The 24,102-nt window shown below is 61.7% G+C and carries 22 protein-coding genes; 13 read left to right on the top strand and 9 right to left on the bottom strand.

Annotation, left to right across the window (positions count from 1 at the left end):
* Positions 1 to 157 precede the first annotated feature (157 nt).
* The 3 genes from V3W39_RS15585 to V3W39_RS15575 all read right to left on the bottom strand — a co-directional run bounded on the left by V3W39_RS15585 (position 158) and on the right by V3W39_RS15575 (position 2,671).
* The gene (locus V3W39_RS15585; RefSeq protein WP_177047275.1) at positions 158 to 562 is read right to left on the bottom strand and encodes a DNA polymerase III subunit chi; all 405 of its coding nucleotides are present in this window, start codon (positions 560 to 562) and stop codon (positions 158 to 160) included.
* Positions 563 to 569: 7 nt separating this feature from the next.
* Entirely contained in the window at positions 570 to 998 is a 429-nt protein-coding gene (locus tag V3W39_RS15580; protein WP_177047192.1) for a DNA polymerase III subunit chi, read from the bottom strand.
* A gap of 182 nt (positions 999 to 1,180) precedes the next feature.
* On the bottom strand, positions 1,181 to 2,671 hold the full coding sequence (locus tag V3W39_RS15575) for a leucyl aminopeptidase (RefSeq protein ID WP_177047190.1): 1,491 nt from the start codon (positions 2,669 to 2,671) through the stop codon (positions 1,181 to 1,183).
* Between the two features lie 282 nt (positions 2,672 to 2,953).
* Here V3W39_RS15575 and lptF point away from each other — a divergent pair, with 282 nt between their 5' ends.
* From lptF to tadA, 10 genes are all read left to right on the top strand, one after another.
* On the top strand, positions 2,954 to 4,072 hold the full coding sequence (gene lptF, locus V3W39_RS15570; RefSeq protein ID WP_177047188.1) for an LPS export ABC transporter permease LptF: 1,119 nt from the start codon (positions 2,954 to 2,956) through the stop codon (positions 4,070 to 4,072).
* A complete protein-coding gene (gene lptG / locus V3W39_RS15565) occupies positions 4,065 to 5,144 on the top strand; it encodes an LPS export ABC transporter permease LptG (protein WP_330212920.1) in 1,080 nt (359 codons plus the stop codon). The genes lptF and lptG overlap by 8 nt, the downstream gene beginning before the upstream one ends.
* A 152-nt stretch (positions 5,145 to 5,296) precedes the next feature.
* The gene (gene lepA, locus V3W39_RS15560) at positions 5,297 to 7,096 is read left to right on the top strand and encodes a translation elongation factor 4 (RefSeq protein ID WP_169378422.1); all 1,800 of its coding nucleotides are present in this window, start codon (positions 5,297 to 5,299) and stop codon (positions 7,094 to 7,096) included.
* A gap of 5 nt (positions 7,097 to 7,101) precedes the next feature.
* Positions 7,102 to 7,956, top strand: coding sequence for a signal peptidase I (gene lepB, locus V3W39_RS15555; RefSeq protein ID WP_177047184.1), 855 nt, complete (start codon positions 7,102 to 7,104; stop codon positions 7,954 to 7,956).
* Between the two features lie 147 nt (positions 7,957 to 8,103).
* Positions 8,104 to 8,793 carry a ribonuclease III gene (gene rnc, locus V3W39_RS15550; protein WP_003210434.1) on the top strand — a complete coding sequence of 230 codons (690 nt, stop codon included), beginning with the start codon at positions 8,104 to 8,106 and terminating at the stop codon, positions 8,791 to 8,793.
* On the top strand, positions 8,786 to 9,688 hold the full coding sequence (gene era, locus V3W39_RS15545) for a GTPase Era (RefSeq protein ID WP_003210432.1): 903 nt from the start codon (positions 8,786 to 8,788) through the stop codon (positions 9,686 to 9,688). The genes rnc and era overlap by 8 nt, the downstream gene beginning before the upstream one ends.
* Before the next feature lie 245 nt (positions 9,689 to 9,933).
* Positions 9,934 to 10,623: a DNA repair protein RecO gene (gene recO, locus V3W39_RS15540; protein ID WP_093201548.1), complete on the top strand. Its 690-nt coding sequence runs from the start codon at positions 9,934 to 9,936 to the stop codon at positions 10,621 to 10,623.
* 52 nt (positions 10,624 to 10,675) lie between these two features.
* A complete protein-coding gene (pdxJ, locus tag V3W39_RS15535; protein WP_177047182.1) occupies positions 10,676 to 11,419 on the top strand; it encodes a pyridoxine 5'-phosphate synthase in 744 nt (247 codons plus the stop codon).
* A 226-nt stretch (positions 11,420 to 11,645) separates the two neighbouring features.
* Entirely contained in the window at positions 11,646 to 13,025 is a 1,380-nt protein-coding gene (locus tag V3W39_RS15530; protein WP_177047180.1) for a multicopper oxidase family protein, read from the top strand.
* Positions 13,025 to 13,516, top strand: a complete 492-nt coding sequence (gene tadA / locus V3W39_RS15525; protein WP_010176928.1) for a tRNA adenosine(34) deaminase TadA — start codon at positions 13,025 to 13,027, stop codon at positions 13,514 to 13,516. Before V3W39_RS15530 ends, tadA begins: the two co-directional genes overlap by 1 nt.
* Positions 13,517 to 13,654: 138 nt before the next feature.
* Here tadA and cmoB read toward each other — a convergent pair whose 3' ends face one another.
* From cmoB to V3W39_RS15495, 6 genes are all read right to left on the bottom strand, one after another.
* Positions 13,655 to 14,611 (bottom strand): tRNA 5-methoxyuridine(34)/uridine 5-oxyacetic acid(34) synthase CmoB, encoded by a 957-nt coding sequence (gene cmoB / locus V3W39_RS15520; RefSeq protein ID WP_330212919.1) that lies wholly within the window; start codon positions 14,609 to 14,611, stop codon positions 13,655 to 13,657.
* The gene (gene cmoA / locus V3W39_RS15515; RefSeq protein WP_330212918.1) at positions 14,608 to 15,351 is read right to left on the bottom strand and encodes a carboxy-S-adenosyl-L-methionine synthase CmoA; all 744 of its coding nucleotides are present in this window, start codon (positions 15,349 to 15,351) and stop codon (positions 14,608 to 14,610) included. The genes cmoB and cmoA overlap by 4 nt, the downstream gene beginning before the upstream one ends.
* 36 nt (positions 15,352 to 15,387) lie before the next feature.
* Positions 15,388 to 16,044, bottom strand: coding sequence for a lysoplasmalogenase (locus V3W39_RS15510; RefSeq protein WP_330212917.1), 657 nt, complete (start codon positions 16,042 to 16,044; stop codon positions 15,388 to 15,390).
* Between the two features lies 1 nt (position 16,045).
* The gene (locus V3W39_RS15505; RefSeq protein WP_177047170.1) at positions 16,046 to 16,438 is read right to left on the bottom strand and encodes a protease inhibitor I42 family protein; all 393 of its coding nucleotides are present in this window, start codon (positions 16,436 to 16,438) and stop codon (positions 16,046 to 16,048) included.
* Between the two features lie 202 nt (positions 16,439 to 16,640).
* On the bottom strand, positions 16,641 to 19,061 hold the full coding sequence (gene lon, locus V3W39_RS15500) for an endopeptidase La (RefSeq protein WP_010176923.1): 2,421 nt from the start codon (positions 19,059 to 19,061) through the stop codon (positions 16,641 to 16,643).
* A 92-nt stretch (positions 19,062 to 19,153) separates the two neighbouring features.
* Positions 19,154 to 20,143, bottom strand: coding sequence for a GntR family transcriptional regulator (locus tag V3W39_RS15495; protein ID WP_177047273.1), 990 nt, complete (start codon positions 20,141 to 20,143; stop codon positions 19,154 to 19,156).
* 336 nt (positions 20,144 to 20,479) lie between these two features.
* Here V3W39_RS15495 and V3W39_RS15490 point away from each other — a divergent pair, with 336 nt between their 5' ends.
* From V3W39_RS15490 to V3W39_RS15480, 3 genes are read left to right on the top strand one after another with little or no spacing between them, the layout of a single operon-like run.
* Positions 20,480 to 21,823, top strand: coding sequence for an amidase (locus V3W39_RS15490; protein WP_330212916.1), 1,344 nt, complete (start codon positions 20,480 to 20,482; stop codon positions 21,821 to 21,823).
* 11 nt (positions 21,824 to 21,834) lie between these two features.
* Positions 21,835 to 22,713, top strand: a complete 879-nt coding sequence (locus V3W39_RS15485) for a polysaccharide deacetylase family protein (protein WP_003210406.1) — start codon at positions 21,835 to 21,837, stop codon at positions 22,711 to 22,713.
* A 42-nt stretch (positions 22,714 to 22,755) separates the two neighbouring features.
* Positions 22,756 to 24,096 (top strand): MFS transporter, encoded by a 1,341-nt coding sequence (locus V3W39_RS15480; protein ID WP_177047167.1) that lies wholly within the window; start codon positions 22,756 to 22,758, stop codon positions 24,094 to 24,096.
* Positions 24,097 to 24,102: the final 6 nt, after the last annotated feature.

Raw genomic sequence — 24,102 nt, 5'->3', positions numbered from 1 at the left:
GTTGGCATTAATTCAGGAAAGCCGACAAGTATAACGGGGGATAGGGCAAATGTGGGAGCTGGCTTGCCTGCGATTGCGGTGTAGCAGTCACTGATGAGGTTGACTGAAAAACCACTATCGCAGGCAAGCCAGCTCCCACAGGGATTTGGGTTCGAACTCAGTTCTGATACTGGCTCAACAACCGCTCCATGCGCGCATCCAGCCGGCGCTTGATCTCGGTTTCGATATGCGGGGCAAAATCGTCGATCACGTCTTGCATGATCAGTTGCGCGGCGGCGCGCAGTTCGTTGTCCAGGTGCAGCAGCAGGGCGTCGGGGGCTTTTTCGGCGGCAGGTACGGCAACGGCCGGAGCCTGCGCGGCTGGCGCAACGGGCGTTTCGACCGGTTCCGGGGCAACAGGCTTGCCACCGACCATATCGAACAGCAAGGGAATCTGTACGTCACCGTTGACCGCATCGGTCAGCAGCGGCGGTTGCAGTTCATCATCACCGAGCAGCTTGCGGATCGACTCAAGGTCGTCCAGCAGGTGATCAGAGTCTTTTAGCGGGTTTGGAGTGTCCATCATGTGCTCAAAGTCGTTGTAGCCGGTGATCTTGCAGAGAATAGCCCTGTTCGCGGTAGAAGCGGAAACTCTCCCGCGCGGCCTGACGAATAGCCGGGTCTTCCACCACCACTTCCGCCACACGGGCGAAGCCTTTGGCGAAGGCCGGTACTTTCAGGTCGAGGTTGACCAGCAGGTCGGTGTGATCGCCACAGCTGTCGCCCAAACCCAACACCACCAGGCCTTGCGGCTCTGATTCGGCGGGGCCGTGTGGCACGAAGCTTTCGCCCTTGAAGCGCCACAGGCGGGCGTCGAGGTCGTCACGCTGGGCGGCGTCGCTGCAATGCAGGTAGATGCGATGGCCCATGCGCCAGGCTTTTTCGGTGAGCTTGCAGGCAAAGTCCAGGCGCGCGGAAGGATCGGCGCTGGGCAATATATAGAAGTCGACTTGGGTCATTGGGGGGCCTGCATGTGTAAATACTGTCTGATCGACCCTCACGAAAACCCCGTAGCAGCTGTCGAGCTTCAGCGAGGCTGCGTTGCGGTGTATCAGGTACACCGCTGACGCAGCCTCGCCGGGGCTCGACAGCTGCTACGGGTCGGGACGGCGTTGGAATCGCCGCCCCGGGATCGTCATTTTCAGGCTTTGGCGCGGTCCAGCAGGTACTGGGTCAGCAACGGAACCGGACGGCCAGTGGCGCCCTTGTCCTTGCCGCCGCTGGTCCAGGCGGTGCCGGCGATGTCCAGGTGGGCCCAGTTGAAGTTCTTGGCAAAACGCGACAGGAAGCAGGCTGCGGTGATGGTGCCGGCTTTCGGGCCGCCAATGTTGGCAATGTCGGCGAACGGGCTGTCCAGCTGTTCCTGGTACTCGTCGAACAACGGCAGTTGCCAGGCGCGGTCATCAGCCGCCTTGCCGGCGCTGAGCAGTTGGCCGATCAGTTCGTCGTTGTTGCCCAAAAGGCCCGAAGTGTGGGCGCCCAGGGCAACCACGCAGGCACCGGTCAGGGTAGCGATATCGATCACGGCTTGCGGCTTGAAGCGCTCGGCGTAGGTCAGTGCGTCGCACAGCACCAGGCGGCCTTCGGCGTCGGTGTTGAGGATTTCGACGGTCTGGCCGCTGAGGGTGGTGACGATGTCGCCCGGACGGGTCGCGCCGCCGCTCGGCATGTTCTCGGCACACGCCAGGATGCACACCAGGTTGATCGGCAGCTTGAGTTCCAGCACGGCACGCAGGGTGCCGAACACGCTGGCGGCGCCGCCCATGTCGTACTTCATCTCGTCCATGCCCAGGCCCGGCTTGAGGCTGATGCCGCCGGTGTCGAAGGTGATGCCTTTGCCGACCAGGGCAAATGGCTTCTCGGACTTCTTGCCGCCGTTGTATTGCATCACGATCAGGCGTGGCGGCTGGTCGCTGCCCTGGCCCACGGCATAGAACGAGCCCATGCCCAGTTCCTTGATCTTTTTCTCATCCAGGACTTCGACTTTCAGGCCCTTGAATTCCTTGCCCAGCGCCTTGGCTTGCTCGCCCAGGTAGGTGGGGTGGCAGATGTTCGGTGGCAGGTTGCCCAGGTCACGGGTGAACGCCATGCCGCCGGCAATGGCCTGGGCGTGGGTCACGGCGCGTTCGACTTCCGCCTGGGCGGCCTTGATGGTCAGCAGGGTGACTTTCTTCAGGGCGCGGGGTTCGGCTTTGGTGCTCTTGAACTGGTCGAAGACGTATTCGCCGTCCAGCAGGCTCTCGGCCAGCAGGCGGGTCTTGCCGTAGCTGTCGCGGCCCTTGACCACGATTTCGTCCAGCGCCAGGGCTGCGTCGGTACCGCCCAGGCCCTTGAGGGTGTTGAGGATGCCGCTGATGATCTTGCGGAACGGACGGTCGCCCAGTTCGGCGTCCTTGCCCACGCCCACCAGCAATACGCGGTCGGCTTTGAGGTTCGGCAGGCTTTGCAGCAGCAGGCTCTGGCCCACTTTGCCGGCCAGGTCACCGCGCTTGAGGACCGCGCTGATGGCGCCGCCGCTCAGTTCGTCCAGTTGCTTGGCGGCAACGCCCAGTTTGCGGCCTTCGCCGACAGCGACCACGAGGGTGGCGGTTTTCAACGTTTCGGGGCTAACGCTTTTTACAACCAGTTCCATTTTCGGGTCCCTTATAAAGGTCAGTGAGCCAGGAGTCTGTACTCCGGCTTGTAAGCTTGGCAGCCTGTAGGCCGCCCGCGACAAAGGCCGCAGTTTGAACCTCGCCGGCCGAGCCTGACAACCCTTGCGGGCAGCTTTGTGCACGCGTATGAGCAAGCTCCGTGACAGGTGCGGTCAATCACAGGATAATGCGCCATCTTTTTAGCCGGCCTGCAGCAATGGGTCGACTCGCTATGCTTGCTTGTTTGGCCGCCTTAGCCTGACAACCCTGGAGTGTCTGGTTTGATCGTCTTCCGTTATCTGTCCCGCGAAGTCCTGTTGACCCTGAGTGCCGTGAGTGCGGTATTGCTGGTCATCATCATGAGTGGTCGTTTCGTCAAATACCTCGCCCAGGCTGCCTCGGGCGCCCTGGATCCGGGCTCGCTGTTCCTGATCATGGGCTTTCGCCTGCCAGGCTTTTTGCAGCTGATCCTGCCATTGGGCCTGTTTCTCGGGATTCTGCTGGCTTATGGCCGCTTGTACCTCGAAAGCGAAATGACCGTGCTGTCGGCCACCGGCATGAGCCAGCAACGCCTGCTGGCCATGACCATGGTCCCGGCCACCGGCATCGCGCTGGTCGTGGCCTGGCTGAGCCTGAGCCTGGCGCCCCAGGGAGCCTTGCAGTTCCAGCTGGTGCTCAACAAACAGGACGCCATGACCGAATTCGACACCCTGGAGCCGGGCCGCTTCCAGGCGCTCAACGACGGCACTCGGGTGACTTATACCGAACAACTGTCGGATGACCGTGCCAACCTGGGCGGTGTGTTCATCTCCCAGAAAAACCTCGGCCAGAACCAGAAAGACCGTGGCATTTCGATCCTGGTGGCCGACAAGGGGCGCCAGGAAGTGCGCCCGGACGGCAGCCGCTACCTGATTCTGGAGGACGGCTATCGCTATGACGGCAGCCCCGGCCAGGCCGATTACCGTGCGATCAAGTACGACACATACGGCGTGATGCTGGCCCGGCCGGATGTCAGCGACGAGGTCACCGACCGTGACGCCATCCCGACGCCAGACCTGCTCGGCAGCAAGGAACTGCGCTCGATTGCCGAGCTGCAATGGCGGATTTCCCTGCCGCTGCTGGTGTTTATCGTGACCTTGATGGCTGTGCCGCTGTCCCGGGTCAACCCGCGCCAGGGCCGTTTCCTCAAGCTGTTGCCGGCGATCCTGCTTTATATGGCCTACCTGACCATCCTGATTTCCGCCCGCGGCTCCCTGGAGAAGGGCAAGCTGTCGCCGACCCTCGGGTTGTGGTGGGTCCACGGGATTTTCCTGGCGATTGGCCTGGGCCTGCTTTATTGGGAACCGTTGCGCTTGAAGATGCAGAGTCGTCGCAGCATGAAGGAGCTGGCTCGTGGTTAAGCTCGACCGCTACATTGGTAGCAGCGTCCTGGTCGCAATCCTTGCGGTACTGGGCATTATTCTGGGTTTGGCCTCGTTGTTCGCCTTCATTGATGAAGTGGGCAATGTCAGCGACACCTACACCGTGACCAACGTCCTGAGCTATGTGGCGCTGACCGCGCCCCGTCGCCTCTACGACATGATGCCGATGGCTGCGCTGATCGGCTGCCTGATAGGCCTGGGCAGCCTGGCCAGCAACAGCGAACTGACCATCATGCGTGCGGCGGGTGTTTCCATCGGCCGAATCGTATGGGCGGTCATGAAGCCCATGCTGTTGCTGATGGTAGTCAGCGTGCTGATCGGCGAATACGTGGCGCCTCCGGCCGAATCCACGGCCCAGGCCAATCGTGCCCTGGCCCAGGGCTCGGGTGATGCACAGAGCTCCAAGCATGGCTTGTGGCACCGCCAGGGTGAGGAATTCATCCACATCAACGCCGTGCAACCGGGCGGCCTGTTGATCGGTGTCACGCGTTATCACTTCGATAAAGAACGTCACCTGATGTCGTCCAGCTTCGCCAAACGTGCGCAGTACGCCGACGAAAAGTGGCAACTGAGCGAAGTAAGCACCACCTACTTCCGCGACATCGGCAAAGGCGCGGCGTCGAGCACCGAAGTGATCAATGTGCCGACGGAACAGTGGGATATTTCCCTCAAGCCAGAATTGCTGAACACCGTGGTGATGATCCCGGAAAGCCTGCCTATCTCCGGTTTGTGGGGTTACATCCACTACCTCAAGGACCAGGGCTTGAACAATGGCCGCTACTGGCTGGCGTTTTGGGTCAAGGTGTTGCAGCCGGTGGTGACCGCCGCGCTGGTGCTGATGGCGATCTCGTTCATCTTCGGCCCGCTGCGCTCGGTAACCCTGGGCCAGCGCGTGTTTACTGGCGTATTGGTGGGCTTCACCTTCCGTATTGCCCAGGACCTGCTGGGGCCATCCAGCCTGGTATTCGGCTTCTCGCCGCTGTTTGCGGTGCTGGTGCCGACCGCTATCTGCGCCGTGGCCGGCTTCTGGCTGTTGCGTCGGGCCGGTTGAGCCCGCGCTTATGAACAAAAAATGCCCCGCTCGAACGATCGGGGCATTTTTGTTCTTGGTCACCATGGATGACGTCTGGTCTGCGCATCAGGTACAATTCCCGGCTATTTTTCAGCGGGCAGTCTGCCTGCAGCCTTTTTGAGTGTTGATCCGTGAGTGATTTGAGTCATATCCGCAATTTCTCCATCATCGCCCACATTGACCATGGCAAGTCGACGCTGGCCGATCGATTCATCCAGATGTGCGGCGGCCTTGCCGAGCGTGAAATGGAAGCCCAGGTGCTGGACTCCATGGACCTCGAGCGCGAGCGCGGGATCACCATCAAGGCCCACAGCGTTACTCTGTATTACACCGCCAAAGACGGTATCAAGTACCAGCTCAACTTCATTGACACCCCGGGCCACGTCGACTTCACCTATGAAGTCAGCCGTTCGCTTGCGGCCTGTGAAGGTGCGTTGCTGGTAGTGGACGCGGGCCAGGGCGTAGAAGCCCAGTCCGTCGCCAACTGCTACACCGCCATCGAGCAAGGCCTGGAAGTGATGCCGGTGCTGAACAAGATCGACCTGCCGCAGGCCGATCCGGACCGCGTCAAGGAAGAGATCGAGAAGATCATCGGCATTGACGCCACCGACGCCGTCGAGTGCAGCGCCAAGACCGGCCTGGGCGTCGACGAAGTGCTCGAGCGCCTGGTCAAGACCATTCCAGCCCCCACCGGCAACTACGAAGATCCGCTGCAAGCGTTGATCATCGACTCCTGGTTCGACAACTACCTGGGCGTTGTGTCCCTGGTACGCGTGCGCCACGGCCGTGTGAAGAAGGGCGACAAGATCCTGGTCAAATCCACCGGCAAGATCCACCTGGTGGACAGCGTCGGTGTGTTCAACCCCAAGCACACCGCAACCGTTGATCTGAAAGCCGGTGAAGTGGGCTTCATCATCGCCGGTATCAAGGACATCCACGGTGCACCGGTGGGTGACACCCTGACCTTGAGCTCCACTCCTGACGTCGACGTGCTGCCGGGCTTCAAACGCATCCAGCCGCAGGTTTACGCCGGCCTGTTCCCGGTCAGCTCCGACGACTTCGAGGATTTCCGCGAAGCCCTGCAGAAGCTGACCCTCAACGACTCGTCGTTGCAGTACACCCCGGAAAGCTCCGACGCCCTGGGCTTCGGCTTCCGCTGTGGTTTCCTGGGCATGCTGCACATGGAAATCATCCAGGAGCGCCTCGAGCGCGAATACGACCTGGACCTGATCACCACCGCGCCGACGGTTATTTTTGAGCTGGCGCTGAAAACCGGTGAAACGATTTACGTCGACAACCCGTCCAAGCTTCCGGATCTGTCTTCCATCGAAGACATGCGCGAACCGATCGTGCGGGCCAATATTCTTGTGCCGCAAGAGCACCTGGGCAACGTCATTACCCTGTGTATTGAAAAGCGTGGCGTACAGCACGACATGCTGTTCCTCGGTACCCAGGTGCAAGTGACCTACGATTTGCCGATGAACGAAGTGGTCCTGGACTTTTTCGACCGTCTCAAATCCACCAGCCGCGGCTATGCTTCGCTGGATTACCATTTTGACCGTTACCAATCAGCTAATCTGGTGAAGCTGGATGTGCTGATCAACGGCGACAAGGTCGATGCCCTGGCGCTGATCGTGCACAAGGACAACGCGCACTACAAAGGTCGCCAGTTGACCGAAAAGATGAAAGAACTGATTCCGCGCCAGATGTTCGACGTCGCGATCCAGGCCGCCATTGGCGGGCAGATCATTGCACGGACCTCCGTCAAGGCACTCAGAAAGAACGTACTGGCCAAATGCTATGGCGGCGACGTCAGCCGTAAGCGCAAGCTGCTCGAGAAGCAAAAGGCCGGTAAAAAACGCATGAAGCAAGTGGGCAACGTGGAAATTCCACAAGAAGCCTTCCTTGCGGTGCTCAGGTTGGATAGTTAGGTCCTATGTCACTAAATTTCCCGCTGTTGCTGGTCATCGCCGTTGCCGTTTGCGGTCTATTGGCGTTGCTCGATCTGGTGTTCTTCGCCCCGCGTCGCCGGGCAGCCATCGCGTCCTATCAGGGCAGCGTCAGCCAGCCCGATGTGGCGGTGGTCGAGAAACTGAACAAAGAGCCGATGCTGGTTGAATACGGCAAGTCGTTCTTCCCGGTGTTGTTCATCGTGCTGGTGCTGCGTTCGTTTCTGGTGGAACCGTTTCAGATCCCTTCGGGCTCGATGAAACCTACCCTGGACGTGGGCGACTTCATCCTGGTGAACAAGTTTTCCTACGGGATTCGCTTGCCGGTGATCGACAAGAAGGTGATCGAGGTCGGTGACCCGCAGCGCGGCGATGTGATGGTGTTTCGCTACCCAAGCGACCCGAACGTCAACTACATCAAGCGTGTAGTGGGCCTGCCGGGCGACGTGATTCGCTACACCAGCGACAAGCGCCTGTTCGTCAATGGCGAGTCGGTGGCAGAAAAACTGATCGGTTCCGAGCCGAACACCCTGGGCAGCGCCGAGCTGTACCAGGAGAAGCTCGGGGCGGTAGAGCACGAAATCCGCAAGGAAATGAGCCGCTACCGTTCGCCGCCTGACAACCAGTGGACAGTGCCTGCCGGGCACTACTTCATGATGGGCGACAACCGCGACAACTCCAATGACAGCCGTTACTGGGATGACCCCAATATTCCCAAGGACCTGCTGGGCATGGTCCCCGACCAGAATATCGTCGGCAAGGCCTTTGCGGTCTGGATGAGTTGGCCGGAACCCAAGCTCAGCCACCTGCCGAACTTCTCGCGGGTCGGGCTGATCAAGTAATCCATGCGGCGCTGTGAACACAGCGCCGAATGCTTTTCTGGGGCTTGGACAAAGTCCGGCTCCATGCAGCAACCACCAGGATTTGAATTTGAACACAGCGTTAATCGTCGCAGGCCACCGGTGCCTCGAACTGAATGTGGGTAAACCGTGAGCGTTTCTCTAAGCCGTCTCGAGCGTCAGCTCGGCTACACCTTCAAGGATCAGGAATTGATGATCCTTGCCCTTACACACCGTAGTTTTGCCGGGCGTAACAACGAGCGCCTGGAATTCCTCGGTGATGCCATCCTCAATTTCGTTGCCGGTGAAGCCCTGTTCAATCGCTTCCCGCTGGCCCGCGAAGGCCAGTTGTCGCGCTTGCGTGCGCGCCTGGTGAAAGGCGAGACCTTGGCCGTGCTGGCCCGTGGTTTCGACCTGGGTGATTACCTGCGCCTGGGCTCCGGCGAGCTGAAGAGCGGCGGTTTCCGTCGCGAGTCGATCCTGGCCGACGCCCTTGAAGCGCTGATTGGCGCGATCTACCTCGATGCGGGCATGGAAGCGGCCAAAGAGCGCGTCGTCGCCTGGCTGTCGACCGAGATCGAAAGCCTGACGCTGGTAGACACCAACAAAGATCCCAAGACCCGCCTGCAGGAATTCCTGCAGTCCCGTGGTTGCGACCTGCCGCGTTACGAAGTGGTGGATATCCAGGGTGAGCCGCATTGCCGAGTCTTCTTCGTCGAATGTGAAATCACCTTACTGAATGAAAAAAGCCGAGGTCAGGGTGTGAGCCGCCGTATTGCCGAACAGGTAGCGGCCGCTGCAGCACTGATTGCCCTGGGCGTGGAGAATGGCCATGACTGATTCAACCGCAACGCGCTGTGGCTATGTTGCCATCGTCGGCCGTCCCAACGTGGGCAAGTCCACGTTGCTGAACCACATCCTGGGACAGAAGCTGGCGATCACCTCGCGCAAGCCTCAGACCACCCGCCACAACATGCTGGGCATCAAGACCGAAGGCGCCGTTCAGGCTGTCTACGTCGACACCCCGGGCATGCACAAAGGCGGCGAAAAGGCCCTTAACCGCTACATGAACAAAACCGCTTCGGCGGCGTTGAAAGACGTCGACGTGGTGATCTTCGTGGTCGACCGCACCAAGTGGACCGACGAAGACCAGATGGTTCTGGAGCGTGTGCAGTACGTCACCGGCCCATTGATCGTCGCGTTGAACAAGACCGACCGTATCGAAGACAAAGCCGAGCTGATGCCGCACCTGAGCTGGCTGCAGGAACAACTGCCGAACGCCCAGATCATGCCGATCTCGGCCCAGCACGGGCACAACCTCGAAGCCCTGGAGCGCGTGATCGCCGGTTACCTGCCGGAGAACGAACACTTCTTCCCGGAAGACCAGATCACCGACCGCAGCAGCCGTTTCCTCGCCGCCGAACTGGTACGCGAGAAAATCATGCGCCAGATGGGCGCCGAGCTGCCGTACCAGATCACCGTCGAAATCGAAGAGTTCAAGCAGCAGGGCAAGACCCTGCATATCCATGCGCTGATCCTCGTCGAACGTGACGGCCAGAAGAAAATCATCATTGGTGACAAGGGCGAGCGCATCAAGCGCATCGGCACCGAAGCGCGCAAGGACATGGAATTGCTGTTTGATTCCAAGATCATGCTTAACCTGTGGGTGAAGGTTAAGGGTGGTTGGTCCGATGATGAGCGTGCGTTGCGTTCGTTGGGTTACGGCGACCTGTAAGCCCCGGCCGGATTTGTGGATGAGGGGCTTGTTGTGGCAAGGGGGCTTGCTGTGGCGAGGGAGCTTGCTGTGGCGAGGGAGCTTGCTCCCGCTGGGGCGCGAAGCGCCCCCAATCCAGTCGCCCGGGCCCCTCAGCTAAAACGCGGTGCCCGGTTTTAGGGCTGCTTCGCAGCCCAGCGGGAGCAAGCTCCCTCGCCACAAATGCGCTTTGTCACATTGGCTTCTCTTTAGAGACTCTTACTCCCATGTCTCAAACCCCACCCACCGGCCAACCCGCCTACGTCTTGCACAGCCGCGCCTACCGCGAGACCAGCGCCCTGGTGGACTTCCTCACGCCCCAAGGCCGGCTGCGCGCAGTATTGCGCAGCGCACGCGGCAAGGCCGGCACCCTGGCCCGCCCCTTTGTGGCCCTGGAAGTGGAGTTTCGCGGACGCGGCGAGTTGAAGAACGTCGGCCGCATGGAAGCCGCCGGCGCCTCCAACTGGCTCAACGGTGAGGCGCTGTTCAGCGGCCTCTACCTCAACGAATTGCTGATTCGCCTGCTCCCCGCCGAAGACCCGCACCCCGGCGTCTTCGATCACTACGCCGCCACCTTGCTCGCCCTCGCCGAAGGCCGCCCTTTGGAGCCGCTGCTGCGCGCGTTCGAATGGCGCCTGCTGGACGACCTCGGCTACGGCTTCGAACTGAGCAACGACCTGCACGGCGACCCCATCGCCGCCGACGGCATGTACCGCCTGCAAGTCGACGCGGGCCTGGAGCGCGTCTACCTGCTGCAACCCGGCCTGTTCCAGGGCACAGAGTTGCTGGCCATGAGCGAAGCCGACTGGACCGCCCCCGGCGCGTTGTCTGCTGCCAAGCGGCTGATGCGCCAGGCACTGGCCGTGCATTTGGGCGGACGGCCATTGGTCAGCCGCGAGTTGTTTCGAAAGCCCTGACATCCCCGTGTATGCTGTGCAGCGATTCCTTCCCTCTTCAGGAGCGCTTTTCGTGACCACCAGCAATCGCATTCTTCTCGGCGTGAACATCGACCACGTAGCCACCCTGCGCCAGGCCCGGGGCACCCGTTACCCGGACCCGGTCAAGGCCGCGCTGGACGCCGAAGAAGCGGGCGCCGACGGCATCACCGTGCACCTGCGCGAAGACCGCCGCCACATCCAGGAGCGCGACGTGTTGCTGCTCAAGGACGTGCTGCAAACCCGCATGAACTTCGAAATGGGCGTCACCGAAGAGATGATGGCGTTCGCCGAGCGCATCCGCCCGGCGCATATCTGCCTGGTGCCGGAAACCCGCCAGGAACTGACCACCGAAGGCGGCCTTGATGTGGCCGGCCAGGAAGCGCGGATCAAGGCGGCCGTGGAGCGTCTGTCGAAGATCGGCAGTGAAGTCTCGCTGTTCATCGACGCCGACGAGCGCCAGATCGAGGCCTCGCGCCGTGTGGGTGCCCCGGCCATCGAACTGCACACCGGCCGTTACGCCGACGCGACCACGCCGACCGAAGTCGCCGACGAATTGCAGCGCATCATCGACGGCGTCAACTGCGGCCTGGCCGAAGGCCTGATCGTCAACGCCGGCCACGGCCTGCACTATCACAACGTCGAAGCGGTGGCCGCGATCAAGGGCATCAACGAGCTGAACATCGGCCACGCGCTGGTGGCTCATGCGCTGTTCGTCGGGTTCAAAGGTGCGGTCGCCGAGATGAAAGCCTTGATTCTGGCCGCCGCCAAGGCCTGAAATAACAACGATCCAATGTGTGACTTGTGTGGGAGCCGGGCTTGCCCGCGATGGCATCACCTCGGTATTTCAGTTGCACCGAGGTGATGCCATCGCAGGCAAGCCAGCTCCCACACTAAGGCCGCTCCCACATGTGGCAATGCGAACCCTTACTGTTTAGGTGATGCCGGTGTATGGTATCTGCCCTTTGCGGGGCTCGGACCCGCTGCAGATACGTGAGGTTGTTGTGTCCCAATCGTTTTCCCGTCGACAAATCCTGGGTGGTCTTGCCGGTCTCGCGGTGGTGGGCGTCGGTGCCGGTGGCGCCTACCGCTATTGGCTGGGTAAAGTCGCCGAGGCCGAGGCGGGGCACGATTACCAGTTGATCGCCGCACCGCTGGACGTGGAACTGGTGCCGGGGCACAAGACCCAAGCCTGGGCCTTCGGCCCCTCGGCGCCGGGCACCGAATTGCGGGTGCGTCAGGGTGAATGGCTGCGGGTGCGGTTTATCAACCACCTGCCGGTGGCCACCACGATCCATTGGCACGGCATTCGCCTGCCGCTGGAGATGGACGGCGTGCCATACGTCTCGCAACTGCCGGTGCTGCCGGGCGAATACTTCGACTATAAATTCCGCGTGCCCGATGCCGGCAGCTACTGGTATCACCCTCATGTGAACAGCAGCGAAGAGCTGGGCCGTGGCCTGGTGGGCCCGCTGATCATCGAAGAGCGCGAACCCACCGGTTTCAAGCACGAACGCACCCTGAGCCTGAAAAGTTGGCACGTGGACGAAGAGGGCGCCTTTGTCGCCTTCAGCATTCCCCGCGAAGCAGCCCGGGGCGGCACTGCCGGACGCCTGTCGACCATCAACGGCGTATCCCAGGCGGTGATCGATTTGCCGGCCGGGCAGATCACCCGGGTGCGCCTGCTCAACCTCGATAACACCCTGACCTACCGCATCAACATCCCCGACGTTGAAGCGCAGATCTATGCCCTGGACGGCAACCCCATCGAGCCGCGCCCGTTGGGCAAGGAATACTGGCTGGGCCCGGGCATGCGCATTTGCCTGGCGATCAAGGCGCCGCCTGCCGGTGAAGAATTGTCGATCCGCAACGGCCCGGTGCGCCTGGGTACCTTCCGCTCGGTGGCCAGCACCGACACGGCGACCGAATGGCCACCTGCGCTGCCGGCCAACCCGATTGCCGAGCCGGACCTGGCCAATGCCGAGAAACTCAACTTCAATTTCGAATGGGTTGGATCGGTCTCGGTGAACGTGGACAATAAGCCGCCGAGCCTGTGGCAAATCAACGGCCAGGCCTGGGACATCACCGACAAGACCTGCGCCGACCGCCCGATTGCCAAGCTTGCAAAGGGCAAGAGCTACATTTTCGAATTGAAGAACATGACCCAGTACCAACACCCGATCCACCTGCACGGCATGAGTTTCAAGGTCATCGCCTCGAACCGCCACAAGGTGATTCCGTACTTCACCGACACCTACCTGCTGGGCAAGAACGAACGTGCCCGCGTGGCGCTGGTGGCGGATAACCCGGGTGTCTGGATGTTCCACTGCCATGTGATCGACCACATGGAAACCGGCCTGATGGCCGCCATCGAGGTGGCGTGATGCGCCAGTTTCGCCCCACGGCGATTATCGACCGCAGCCGCGACCAGGACTTCATGCGTGAAGCGCTGGCCCTGGCGGCCCAAGGCGCGGCGCTGGGTGAAGTGCCGGTGGGCGCGGTGCTGGTGCAGGATGGCGAGATTATCGGGCGGGGCTTCAACTGCCCCATCAGTGGCAACGATCCGAGTGCGCATGCAGAGATGGTCGCGATTCGCGCGGCCGCCCAGGCGGTGAGCAATTACCGGCTGCCGGGCAGTACGCTGTATGTAACGCTGGAACCGTGCAGCATGTGCGCCGGGCTGATCGTGCATTCACGGATTGCCCGGGTGGTGTACGGCGCGCTGGAGCCAAAGGCCGGGATCGTGCAAAGCCAGGGGCAGTTTTTTACCCAGGGTTTTCTCAATCATCGGGTGCTGTATGAAGGCGGGGTGTTGGCCGAAGAGTGCGGGACGGTGTTGAGTGAGTTCTTCAAGGCGCGAAGAGCCAAAGGCTGACGCGATACCCTGTGGCGAGGGAGCTTGCTCCCGCTGGAGTGCGCAGCGCTCCCAAGATTTTGGGGCCGCTACGCAGCCCAGCGGGAGCAAGCTCCCTCGCCACAACAGCAGTCTTATTTCTTCAACACAACAGCAGTCTTATTTCTTCGCGACTATCACCGCCCGCATCGGCGCCGGCAGCCCTTCGATGGTCTTGCTGTGATCTTCAGGGTCCAGGAAGTCGCTCAGGGACTGATACTTCATCCACTCCGTCCCGCGCTGTTCCTCGACCGTGGTCACGCTCACATCCACACAGCGCACATCGCTGAAGCCTGCACGGCGCAGCCACAGCATCAGCGCCGGCACCGACGGCAGGAACCACACGTTACGCATCTGCGCGTAGCGATCTTCCGGCACCAGCACCTGCTGCTGATCGCCTTCAACCACCAACGTCTCCAGCACCAGTTCACCGCCCTTGACCAGGCAATCCTTCAGCGCCAGCAAATGCTCGATCGGCGAACGGCGGTGGTAGAACACGCCCATGGAAAACACGGTGTCGAAGCCTTCCATATTCGGCGGCAGGTCTTCAAACGGGAACGGCAGGTGCCAGGCCTTAGGCGCGGGCAGGTAGCGCTGTACCGCCTGGAACTGGCAGAAGAACAGCCAGTTCGGGTCGACGCCAATCACGCTGTCTGCCCCGGCGCCGAGCATGCGCCACATGTAATAGCCGTTGCCGCAGCCCACATCGAGGATGCGCTTGCCCTTGAGGTCCAGGTGCGGCGCGACCCGCGACCATTTCCAGTCCGAGCGCCATTCGGTGTCTACGTGCACGCCGAACAGGTCGAACGGGCCCTTGCGCCACGGGCACAGGCCCATCAGCGCGGCGCGCATTTGCGCCCGGGTGTCGTCGTCGCAATCGGTGTCGAGCACCAGGCCGTTCAGCAGGTCGATTTCACTGGGCATGATCTTCGGCAGCGCATCCAGCGCACTTTGCCAGCGCTCCAGGTCGCCGTGACCCTTTTCCATCTTCGCATCGAGTTGCGCTTGCAGGCCCTGGGCCCATACGGCCAGGGGAGTGCCGACCAGATGGCGGGCGAGGGGAGACAGATCAATCATGGCAAGGCAATCAACGAGGCAAAGTTAAGACACTGGAACCACGGCACGACTTTCGAGAACCCGGCCGCCAGCAGGCGTTCGCGGTGTTCTTCGAGGCTGTCGGGCTTCATGACGTTTTCGATGGCGCTGCGCTTCTGGGCGATTTCCAGTTCGCTGTAGCCGTTGGCGCGCTTGAAGGCGATGTGCAAATCGGTGAGCAGTGCGTGTTCTTGCGAATCATTGAAGCGCAGCTTTTCCGAAAGGATCAACGCGCCGCCCGGCAGCAACGATTGGCGAATCCGCCCCAGCAGCGCCAGGCGTTGTTCGGGTGCGATAAATTGCAGGGTGAAGTTCAGCGCCACCACCGAGGCCGGCTGGAATTGCAGCGCGAGGATATCGCCCTCGATCACTTCCACCGGCAGCAACTCCTGGAACATCGAGTCCTGGCCGTTGAGGTATTCGCGGCAACGCTCGACCATCGCCGCCGAGTTATCCACAGCGATTACCCGGCAGCCGTCGGTGCGCACGTGACGGCGCAGGGCCTGGGTCACGGCGCCGAGGGACGAGCCGAGGTCGTAGAGCACGCTATTGGGTTGGGCAAACTGCGCCGCGAGCACGCCGAGGTTTTCGACGATGGTCGGGTAACCGGGCACCGAGCGCTTGATCATGTCCGGGAAAACCCGCACCACGTCTTCGTTGAAGGCGAAGTCCGGCACCTGGGGCAGGGGCTGGGCGAATAGGCGATCGGGTTCTTTGCTCACGGCTGTTCCGGCGACGAAGGGGGAAAGCCCGGCATTTTAGCCAACTTGGCCTTCGTGTGCGCGGGTTGTCTGATGGAACGCCGACGCGGTAATGCCCCACTGCCCCAGCCAATAGCTGACGATCAGTAAATACGGCGCGGCCTCAAACGCCACCACAAACCGATTGATGCCGATCAGCGTGTCGGAAAACACGAACGACGCCGCGCCTGCCGCCGCCAGGTACGCCGAGCGCTTGGGCACGCCGCTGCCCAATCGCGCCAGCGCTCGCCACAACATCGCGCTGATCACCAGCGCATAAACCACCACCGGCACCAGCAACGGGCCCAGGCCGTGGGAAATCAGAATGCTCAGCAAGATCGCGCCCACTACCAGCGCCAATACCAGCGGCAAGATCGCCGGGCGACGGCAGTCGCTCAAGTAGGCTTTCAGGTATGCCAGGTGCGCGAATAAAAACGCACCCAGGCCGAAGATGAACAAATCGCCGGGCCAGGCCAGCAGCACATCGCCCACCAGGGAAAAAATCAGCCCCAGGCTGATCCAGCGTCGATAGTCGGTGGGCGGCGCATCATGCAGCCAGCCCAACAGCGCCAGCACCGGCAACGGCTTTACCAACAGGCAGAGCAGGGTGGCGTGGGTGCTCAGGCCGTAGATAAAGGTTACCGCCCCCATCAACGCAAGGATCATCCATGGCATATCAGTTCACCGTAATGGCGCAGTCGAAGGTTTCGGCCGGTTCAGCTTCCGGCTCCCAGGGCTGTTGTGAGGTGAGGCGCAAACGGCCCTGGCCCGCATTGAAGGCCTGGAAGCGCCAGGTGGATTGACCGCCACTGCCGATCACGCCGGTGTCTTCGGTGTTGCTGTAGACCTCGGGGCTCAGGCTGCGCAGCACGCCGCCGGCCGAGTCCTGGATGGCCCAGCGGTAACCGGTGGTGGGGTTGCTGGGCAGGGTCAGGATCAGGTTTTGCCCGGTCTTGAGTTGCAGCGGGCAAGCGCTCTGTTTTTCCACGGTGACGTTTTGCTTCGGCGCACTGGCACAGGCGGCGAGCAGGCAAAGGCTCAGGGGGAGAAGCAGGCGGGCAGCGGTCATGGGGGCTCCGTTGTTTGGCGACGAAGGGCGAGCATAACCGAAGATGAGACAAGGTGTGACAAGCGAGGAAGTTGTGTTGATAGGGCTGGCGCTATCGCGGGCAAGCCCGCTCCCACATTTGACCGCGTTGTCATTAACAACACCGATCCCTGTGGGAGCCGGGCTTGCCCGCTATGGCGCCAGCTCAGGCACTACATAATTATCAGAACAACACCTTCGCCACATCCGCAAAGCGTTTGGCAAAGTGCACCGTCATGCCTTCCTTCAGGTACTCCGGCAATTCCTCAAAACTCCCGCGATTAGGCTCCGGCAAAATCAGCTCGTGAATCTTCTGGCGCCGCGCCGCAATCACTTTCTCGCGCACCCCGCCAATCGGCAGCACATGCCCGGTCAACGTCAGTTCACCGGTCATGGCCACGCCTTTTTTCGGCGGCTGGTTACGCGCCAGCGACAGCAATGCACTGGCCATGGTCACCCCGGCGCTCGGGCCGTCTTTGGGCGTCGCACCTTCCGGCACGTGCAGGTGCACGAAGGCTTCGTCGAAGAATTTCGGGTCACCGCCAAACGACTTCAGATTCGAGCTGATGTAGCTGTAGGCAATCTCGGCCGATTCCTTCATCACGTCACCCAGTTGCCCGGTGAGCTTGAAGCCACGGTTGAGCGTGTGAATGCGCGTCGCCTCGATCGGCAAGGTCGCACCGCCCATGCTGGTCCAGGCAAGGCCGGTGATCACACCGGTGCCCGACAGTACCTGCTCGTTACGGAACACCGGCATGCCCAGTGAAGCTTCCAGGTCCTTGTTGCCGATCTTGATCACCGAGTCCGGCTCATCCAGCAGCTTGACCACCGCCTTGCGCACCAGTTTGCCCAGCTGTTTTTCCAGCTGGCGCACACCGGCTTCCCGGGCGTAGCCATCGATCAGGGCGCGCAGGGCGCCGTCGCTGATGGACAGGCTGTTTTTCGACACACCGGCTTTTTCCAACTGCTTGGGCCACAGGTGGCGCTTGGCAATCGCGACTTTTTCTTCGGTGATATAGCCCGACAGGCGAATCACTTCCATCCGGTCCAGCAGCGGGCCGGGGATTGAATCCAGGGTGTTGGCGGTGCACACGAACAGCACTTTGGACAGGTCCAGGCGCAGGTCCAGGTAGTGGTCGAGGAATTCGACGTTCTGTTCCGGGTCCAGGGTTTCGAGCAGGGCCGAGGCCGGGTCGCCCTGGTAGCTCTGGCCCATCTTGTCGATCTCGTCGAGCATGATCACCGGGTTCATCACTTCCACATCTTTAAGCGCTTGCACCAGCTTGCCCGGCATGGCGCCGATGTAGGTGCGGCGATGGCCCTTGATCTCGGCTTCGTCACGCATGCCGCCGACACTGAAGCGGTAGAACGGCCGACCGAGGGACTCGGCAATCGACTTGCCCACGCTGGTCTTGCCCACGCCCGGCGGGCCTACCAGCAACACGATGGAGCCGGCGACTTCGCCTTTGTAGGCGCCCACTGCGAGGAATTCGAGGATGCGGCTCTTGATGTCGTCCAGGCCGGCGTGGTGTTTGTCGAGCACTTTGCGGGCGTGCTTGAGGTCGAGTTTGTCCTCGCCATACACGCCCCATGGCACCGAGGTGGCCCAGTCCAGGTAGTTGCGGGTGACCGCGTACTCCGGCGAACCGGTTTCCAGGATCGACAGTTTGTTCATTTCTTCGGTGATGCGTTTCTGCGCCTGGGTCGGCAGTACCTTGTCCACCAGGCGTTGTTCGAACTGTTCGACGTCGGCGCTGCGATCGTCCTTGGTCAGGCCCAGCTCTTGCTGGATGACCTTGAGCTGTTCCTTGAGGAAGAACTCGCGCTGGTGCTCGCCGATCTTGCGGTTCACTTCGGCGGAGATTTCTTTTTGCAGGCGCGCGACTTCGACTTCCTTGCGCAGCATCGGCAGGACTTTTTCCATGCGCTTGAGCATGGGTACACAGTCGAGCACTTGCTGCAGCTCGGTGCCGGTGGCCGAGGTGAGGGCGGCGGCGAAGTCGGTCAGCGGCGACGGGTCGTTGGGGCTGAAGCGGTTGAGGTAGTTCTTCAGCTCTTCGCTGTACAGCGGGTTGAGCGGCAGCAGTTCCTTGATCGCATTGATCAGCGCCATGCCGTAGGCCTTGACCTCGTCGGTGGGCTGGGTCGGCTGGTGCGGGTATTCGACTTCCACCAGGTACGGTGGGCGGTGGTGCTTGAGCCAGGTCTTGATCCGCACGCGGGTCAGGCCCTGGGCGACGAATTGCAGTTTGCCGTTTTCACGGCTGGCGTGGTGCACCTTCACCAGGGTGCCGTACAGCGGCAGGCTGGAGGTGTCGAAATGGCGCGGGTCTTCAGGCGGGGTTTCCATGAAGAACAGGGCAAGGGAGTGGTGCTCGGATTTGCTCACCAGTTCCAGGGTTTCGGCCCACGGCTCTTCATTGACGATTACCGGCAACACCTGCGCCGGGAAGAACGGCCGATTGTGGATCGGGATGATGTAGACCTTGTCGGGCAGGTTTTGCCCCGGCAGCGCCAAGCCTGTGTTGGCGGAAGTGTGTTCAGCGTTTTCCGGATCGGCGTAGTCGTCGAGGTCGATGTCCGGGAATTCTTGCTGGTCGCTCATGGGGCACCTGCATAAGGAAGTATGCAGGTTAGATGGGGCGGGTCGGCAGTGGTTTCAATGGGCGAGGGTAGTTAGCAACAAATTGCATGAATTCAGCTGAGTTTGTGCAGGTAGGCCGGTAAAGGCTGCTCAGGCAGCACCGACAGCACCTTCAACCGTTGCAACATCCGCTGCCGGGCCCGTTGCAGGTGCTCGCGCAGGTTCAGCGCGGCGGCGTCGAAGGCGCCGTGCAGCAGCAACTCCAGGATCAGCCGGTGCTCGGCCAGCATCGCCGGGTCGGCGCCGATACCCAGCAGCCGGTAGAAAATCCGGCTGATGATCATCGGGCTCTGCCCCTGGCGGATCAGCGCGGCGATCTTGCGGTTTTGCAGGCCCGCGAGACAGTGCTGGTGCAGGTCTTCCTCGATCTGCTCGATCTCTTCCAGGCTGCAATGGGCGCTGTCCTGTGCATCGAGCACCCGTTGCAGCATGGCTTGCAGCAGGTCGCGGTCGAGGTTCGGCGCGCTCTGGCGCAGGGCTTCGGGCTCGAGGCAGGCGCGCAGTTCGTAGTCTTCGGTGACTTCCCGGGCGGTCAGTGGCCCGGCCAGCCATTGGGAATAGGGTTCCTTTTCCACCAGGCCACGGTCTCGCAGGCGCATCAGCGCTTCACGCACCACCGCGCGGCTGACGTTGTAGTGCTCGGCGGCGGCCTGTTCATCGAGGCGGTAATGGCCGAAGGCGATGCAGGTAGACAGTGCTGCGCCGATCTCCTCGACGATGCGCTCCCCCAGCGGCCGGGTGTCTACCAGTTCATCCTCACCGTTGAGGCCCAGGTGCGCGTGGCTCAGGGGCAGGCGTAGCGGCTCCATGTCCAGGCCATCGGGATTGATCAGGTAACCCCGGCCATCGAAGCGGCAAATCAGCCCTTCGTCATGCAACAGGTTCAGGGCCTTGCGCACCGGTACCCGACTGGTGCCGAACAGCTCGGCCAGCGGCGCTTCCAGCAACACCAGGCCATGGCGGGCGGTGCCGTGGGTAATGGCATCGCGCAAAACCTGGTGAATCATCGCGTAACGGGAAGCCGAGGCTGACACTGCTTTCATCGGGTTCTCTGGAGCAAACGGGTCGGTGGCCGGGGATTCTCTCATAGTTGCGCCTGTCACTCTGCGCCACGTCGGTGGCACTTTTTTGGGGCCTTCAGGGAGTGAATGTTACTTTTCTGCACCAAAATGTACTTATTAATAAAAGATACATTATTTCATTGTGGACGAACGCCAAGCATCAACGGCTGTTTCTTTTGATGTTAAAAACCTATCTATCCCGTGGGTCTGATCCAAAGTGCCGGATCCACCAAACACTCTTCCCACAAGACTGGCACGAAAGCTGCCTTTGTAAAATGTACATTTTATTAATATGTACGTTTTTAAAAGGTCATTCCCATGTCAGACGCCACTTCACTGGCCGAGGATTTCGCCAGCGGTCGCAGCGACCCGGTGCAGGCCCTTGAGCAGGCCCTTGTTCAAGCGAGCATGGTTCCCTGCGTATTCATCTGCCTGACCGCCGAGCGCGCCCGGCGTGAGGCCGAAGCGTCCGCTGCCCGTTGGCGTGCCGGTCAGCCTTTGAGTGTGTTCGATGGCGTGCCCCTGGCCTGGAAAGATTTGTTCGACGTGGCCGGCAGCATCACCACGGCGGGTGCCGCCTATCGCGGCAACGCGCCGGCGGCTTTGCTGGATGCGCCGAGTGTTGGCCTGTTGTGCCGCGCCGGCATGGTCAGCGTGGGCAAGACCAACCTCAGCGAGCTGGCGTATTCGGGCCTCGGCCTGAACCCGCATTTCGGCACGCCGCACAACCCGAGCAGTATCGATCAGCCACGGATTCCCGGCGGCTCATCCTCGGGCTCGGCGGTCGCCGTGGCTGCCGGTATCGTGCCCATCGCCATGGGCACCGACACGGCCGGCTCCATCCGCATTCCCGCCGCGTTGAATGGCGTGGTCGGTTATCGCAGCAGTTGCCGGCGCTACAGCCGCGACGGCGTATTCCCGCTGGCCCATACCCTCGACAGCCTCGGCCCGCTGACCCGTAGCGTGCGCGATGCACTGGCCATCGATGACCTGCTCAATGGTCGCGACCAGCGCCAGCCACGCCAGGCCCGCAGCCTCCATGGCCAGCGTTTTTGGGTTGAACAGAGTGTGCTGCAAGACGCCCGGGTCGAGCCCGCGGTGCGCGACAACCTGCAGCGTTGTGTCGACCAATTAAAAGCCGCAGGCGCACTGATTGACGTGCGCCCCTCAAAGACCTTCCAGGCCACCCTCGACCTGATCCAGCACCAGGGCTGGCTCGGCTCTTTCGAAGCGTTCGCACTCCACGAATCCCTGCTCGACAGCCCCGACGCCGAGCAGCTCGACCCCCGCGTACGCCGTCGCCTTGAAGCCGCCCGCACACTGCCGGCCAGCCAACTTCTGGCGCTTTACGACGCCCGCCGCCGCCTGCAACAGCAGCTTGTGGACGAGCTCGACGGCGCGATCCTCATCACCCCCACCGTGGCCCACGTGGCCCCGGCCCTGGCGCCACTGGAAGCCGACGACCAACTGTTCGCCAGCACCAACCTCGCCACCCTGCGCCTGACCATGCCCGGCAGCCTGCTGGACATGCCTGGCGTCAGCCTGCCCAGCGGCCGCGATGCCCTGGGCCTGCCTACCGGCCTGCTGCTCAGCGCCCCCAGCGGTGAAGACGCGCGCCTGCTTCGGGCTGCCCTGTCGGTTGAAACAGCCCTCACTTTTTAAGGAGACACATCATGGCTAAAGACATTCTCTGTGCATTTGGCGTCGACGTTGACGCGGTCGCCGGCTGGCTCGGTTCCTATGGCGGCGAAGACTCCCCGGACGACATTTCCCGTGGCCTGTTCGCCGGTGAAATCGGTGCGCCGCGCCTGTTGAAACTGTTCGAACGCTACGGCCTGCGCACCACCTGGTTTATTCCCGGCCACTCGATGGAAACCTTCCCCGAGCAGATGAAGGCCGTGGCCGATGCCGGCCACGAAATCGGCGTGCACGGCTACAGCCACGAAAACCCCATCGCGATGACCGCCGAGCAGGAAGAAATCGTCCTCGACAAGTCCATCGAACTGATCACCCAGGTCACCGGCAAACGCCCCACCGGCTACGTCGCGCCCTGGTGGGAATTCAGCAAGGTCACCAACGAGCTGCTGCTGAAAAAAGGCATCAAGTACGACCACAGCCTGATGCACAACGACTTCCACCCGTACTACGTGCGCAAGGGCGACACCTGGACCAAGATCGACTACAGCCAGCACCCCGACACCTGGATGAAACCCCTGGTGCGCGGCGAAGAAACCGACCTGGTGGAGATCCCGGCCAACTGGTACCTCGACGACCTGCCGCCGATGATGTTCATCAAGAAAGCCCCCAACAGCCACGGCTTCGTCAACCCGCGTCACCTGGAAGAAATGTGGCGCGACCAGTTCGACTGGGTCTACCGCGAGCACGAACACGCAGTGTTCACCATGACCATCCACCCCGACGTGTCCGGCCGCCCGCAAGTGCTGCTGATGCTTGAGCGCCTGATCGAACATATCCAGAGCCATGCCGGCGTGCGCTTCGTCACCTTCGACGAAATCGCCGATGACTTTATCCGCCGCCAACCGCGTACCTGATACCTGTAACCAACCCCTGGCCAACCTCCCGAGGCGCGATTCATGTCTATCTACAACAAGCTTGATCTGACTGGCTGGAAACCCCGGCAACTGACGCCCAAGGAAGTGCGTTTCGCCACCTGGATCGCGTTTTTCGCCTGGGTGTTTGCGGTGTATGACTTCATCCTGTTCGGCACCTTGCTGCCGGAAATCGGGCGGCACTTTAACTGGGGTGAAGTGGAGCAAGCGGAGATTGCGACATGGGTGGCGGTCGGCACCGCCGTGGTAGCGCTGGCCATCGGTCCGATCGTGGACAAGCTGGGTCGGCGCAAGGGGATTATTTTCACCGTGGCCGGTTCAGCGATCTGCTCGGCGCTGACCGCCATTGGCGGCGCGTGGGGCAAGTCGTCGTTGATCCTGATCCGTTCGCTGGGCGGCCTGGGTTATGCCGAGGAAACCGTCAACGCAACCTATCTGAGCGAGCTGTACGCCGCGTCCGATGACCCGAAGCTGGCCAAGCGCCGTGGCTTTATCTACAGCCTGGTGCAGGGCGGCTGGCCGGTGGGCGCGTTGATCGCCGCCGGTTTGACCGCGCTGTTGCTGCCGGTGATCGGCTGGCAGGGCTGCTTCGTGTTTGCGGCGATCCCGGCGATTGTCATCGCGGTGATGGCGCGCAAGCTCAAGGAGAGCCCGCAGTTCCAGATTCACCAGCGCATCAGCGAGCTGCGTAAAAGCGGCGCGGTGAAAGAAGCGCAAAACGTCGCCGTGACCTACGGCGTGGACTATGACGAACACAGCAAGGCCGGTCTCAAGGCTGCATTCCGTGGCCCGGCCCGTCGTGCAACATTGGTGATCGGCGCCGCGCTGTTGCTCAACTGGGCGGCCATCCAGGTGTTCAGCGTGCTGGGCACATCGGTGATCGTCAGCGTGCACCACATCTCGTTCGAGAACTCGCTGATCATCCTCGTGCTGTCGAACCTGGTGGGTTACTGCGGCTACCTCAGCCACGGCTGGATGGGCGACAAGATCGGCCGCCGCAACGTGATCGGCCTGGGCTGGATGCTCGGCGGGCTGTCGTTTGCCGGGATGCTGTTTGGCCCGAGCAACATGGCGATGGTGGTCGGGCTGTACAGCCTGGGCCTGTTCTTCCTGATCGGGCCGTACTCGGCGGCGCTGTTTTTCATCAGTGAAAGTTTTCCCACCAGCATCCGTGCCACCGGTGGCGCGATCATCCATGCCATGGGGCCGATCGGTGCAGTGGTTGCCGGGTTTGGCGCGACCCAGGTGCTGTCTGCCGGCAGCGACTGGCAGACCGCTGCCCTGTGGTTCGGCGCGCTGCCGTGCTTCCTGTCCGGCGCATTGATGTTTGCCGCACGCCATGTGCGTCCGGAAACTGTCCAGTAAGGAGTT

This window comes from Pseudomonas sp. Z18(2022) (assembly GCF_036346535.1).
Lineage (GTDB): Bacteria > Pseudomonadota > Gammaproteobacteria > Pseudomonadales > Pseudomonadaceae > Aquipseudomonas > Aquipseudomonas yamanorum_A.
This window is presented reverse-complemented; position numbering and strand designations above follow the sequence as displayed.

Bases quoted from the DNA above. Each gene is read 5' to 3' on its own strand.
- V3W39_RS15585 (WP_177047275.1), bottom strand. From the start codon at position 562: ATGGACACTCCAAACCCGCTAAAAGACTCTGATCACCTGCTGGACGAC.
- V3W39_RS15580 (WP_177047192.1), bottom strand. From the start codon at position 998: ATGACCCAAGTCGACTTCTATATATTGCCCAGCGCCGATCCTTCCGCG.
- V3W39_RS15575 (WP_177047190.1), bottom strand. From the start codon at position 2,671: ATGGAACTGGTTGTAAAAAGCGTTAGCCCCGAAACGTTGAAAACCGCC.
- lepB (WP_177047184.1), top strand. From the start codon at position 7,102: ATGTCACTAAATTTCCCGCTGTTGCTGGTCATCGCCGTTGCCGTTTGC.
- era (WP_003210432.1), top strand. From the start codon at position 8,786: ATGACTGATTCAACCGCAACGCGCTGTGGCTATGTTGCCATCGTCGGC.
- recO (WP_093201548.1), top strand. From the start codon at position 9,934: ATGTCTCAAACCCCACCCACCGGCCAACCCGCCTACGTCTTGCACAGC.
- tadA (WP_010176928.1), top strand. From the start codon at position 13,025: ATGCGCCAGTTTCGCCCCACGGCGATTATCGACCGCAGCCGCGACCAG.
- cmoB (WP_330212919.1), bottom strand. From the start codon at position 14,611: ATGATTGATCTGTCTCCCCTCGCCCGCCATCTGGTCGGCACTCCCCTG.
- V3W39_RS15510 (WP_330212917.1), bottom strand. From the start codon at position 16,044: ATGCCATGGATGATCCTTGCGTTGATGGGGGCGGTAACCTTTATCTAC.
- V3W39_RS15505 (WP_177047170.1), bottom strand. From the start codon at position 16,438: ATGACCGCTGCCCGCCTGCTTCTCCCCCTGAGCCTTTGCCTGCTCGCC.
- lon (WP_010176923.1), bottom strand. From the start codon at position 19,061: ATGAGCGACCAGCAAGAATTCCCGGACATCGACCTCGACGACTACGCC.
- V3W39_RS15495 (WP_177047273.1), bottom strand. From the start codon at position 20,143: ATGAAAGCAGTGTCAGCCTCGGCTTCCCGTTACGCGATGATTCACCAG.
- V3W39_RS15490 (WP_330212916.1), top strand. From the start codon at position 20,480: ATGTCAGACGCCACTTCACTGGCCGAGGATTTCGCCAGCGGTCGCAGC.
- V3W39_RS15485 (WP_003210406.1), top strand. From the start codon at position 21,835: ATGGCTAAAGACATTCTCTGTGCATTTGGCGTCGACGTTGACGCGGTC.
- V3W39_RS15480 (WP_177047167.1), top strand. From the start codon at position 22,756: ATGTCTATCTACAACAAGCTTGATCTGACTGGCTGGAAACCCCGGCAA.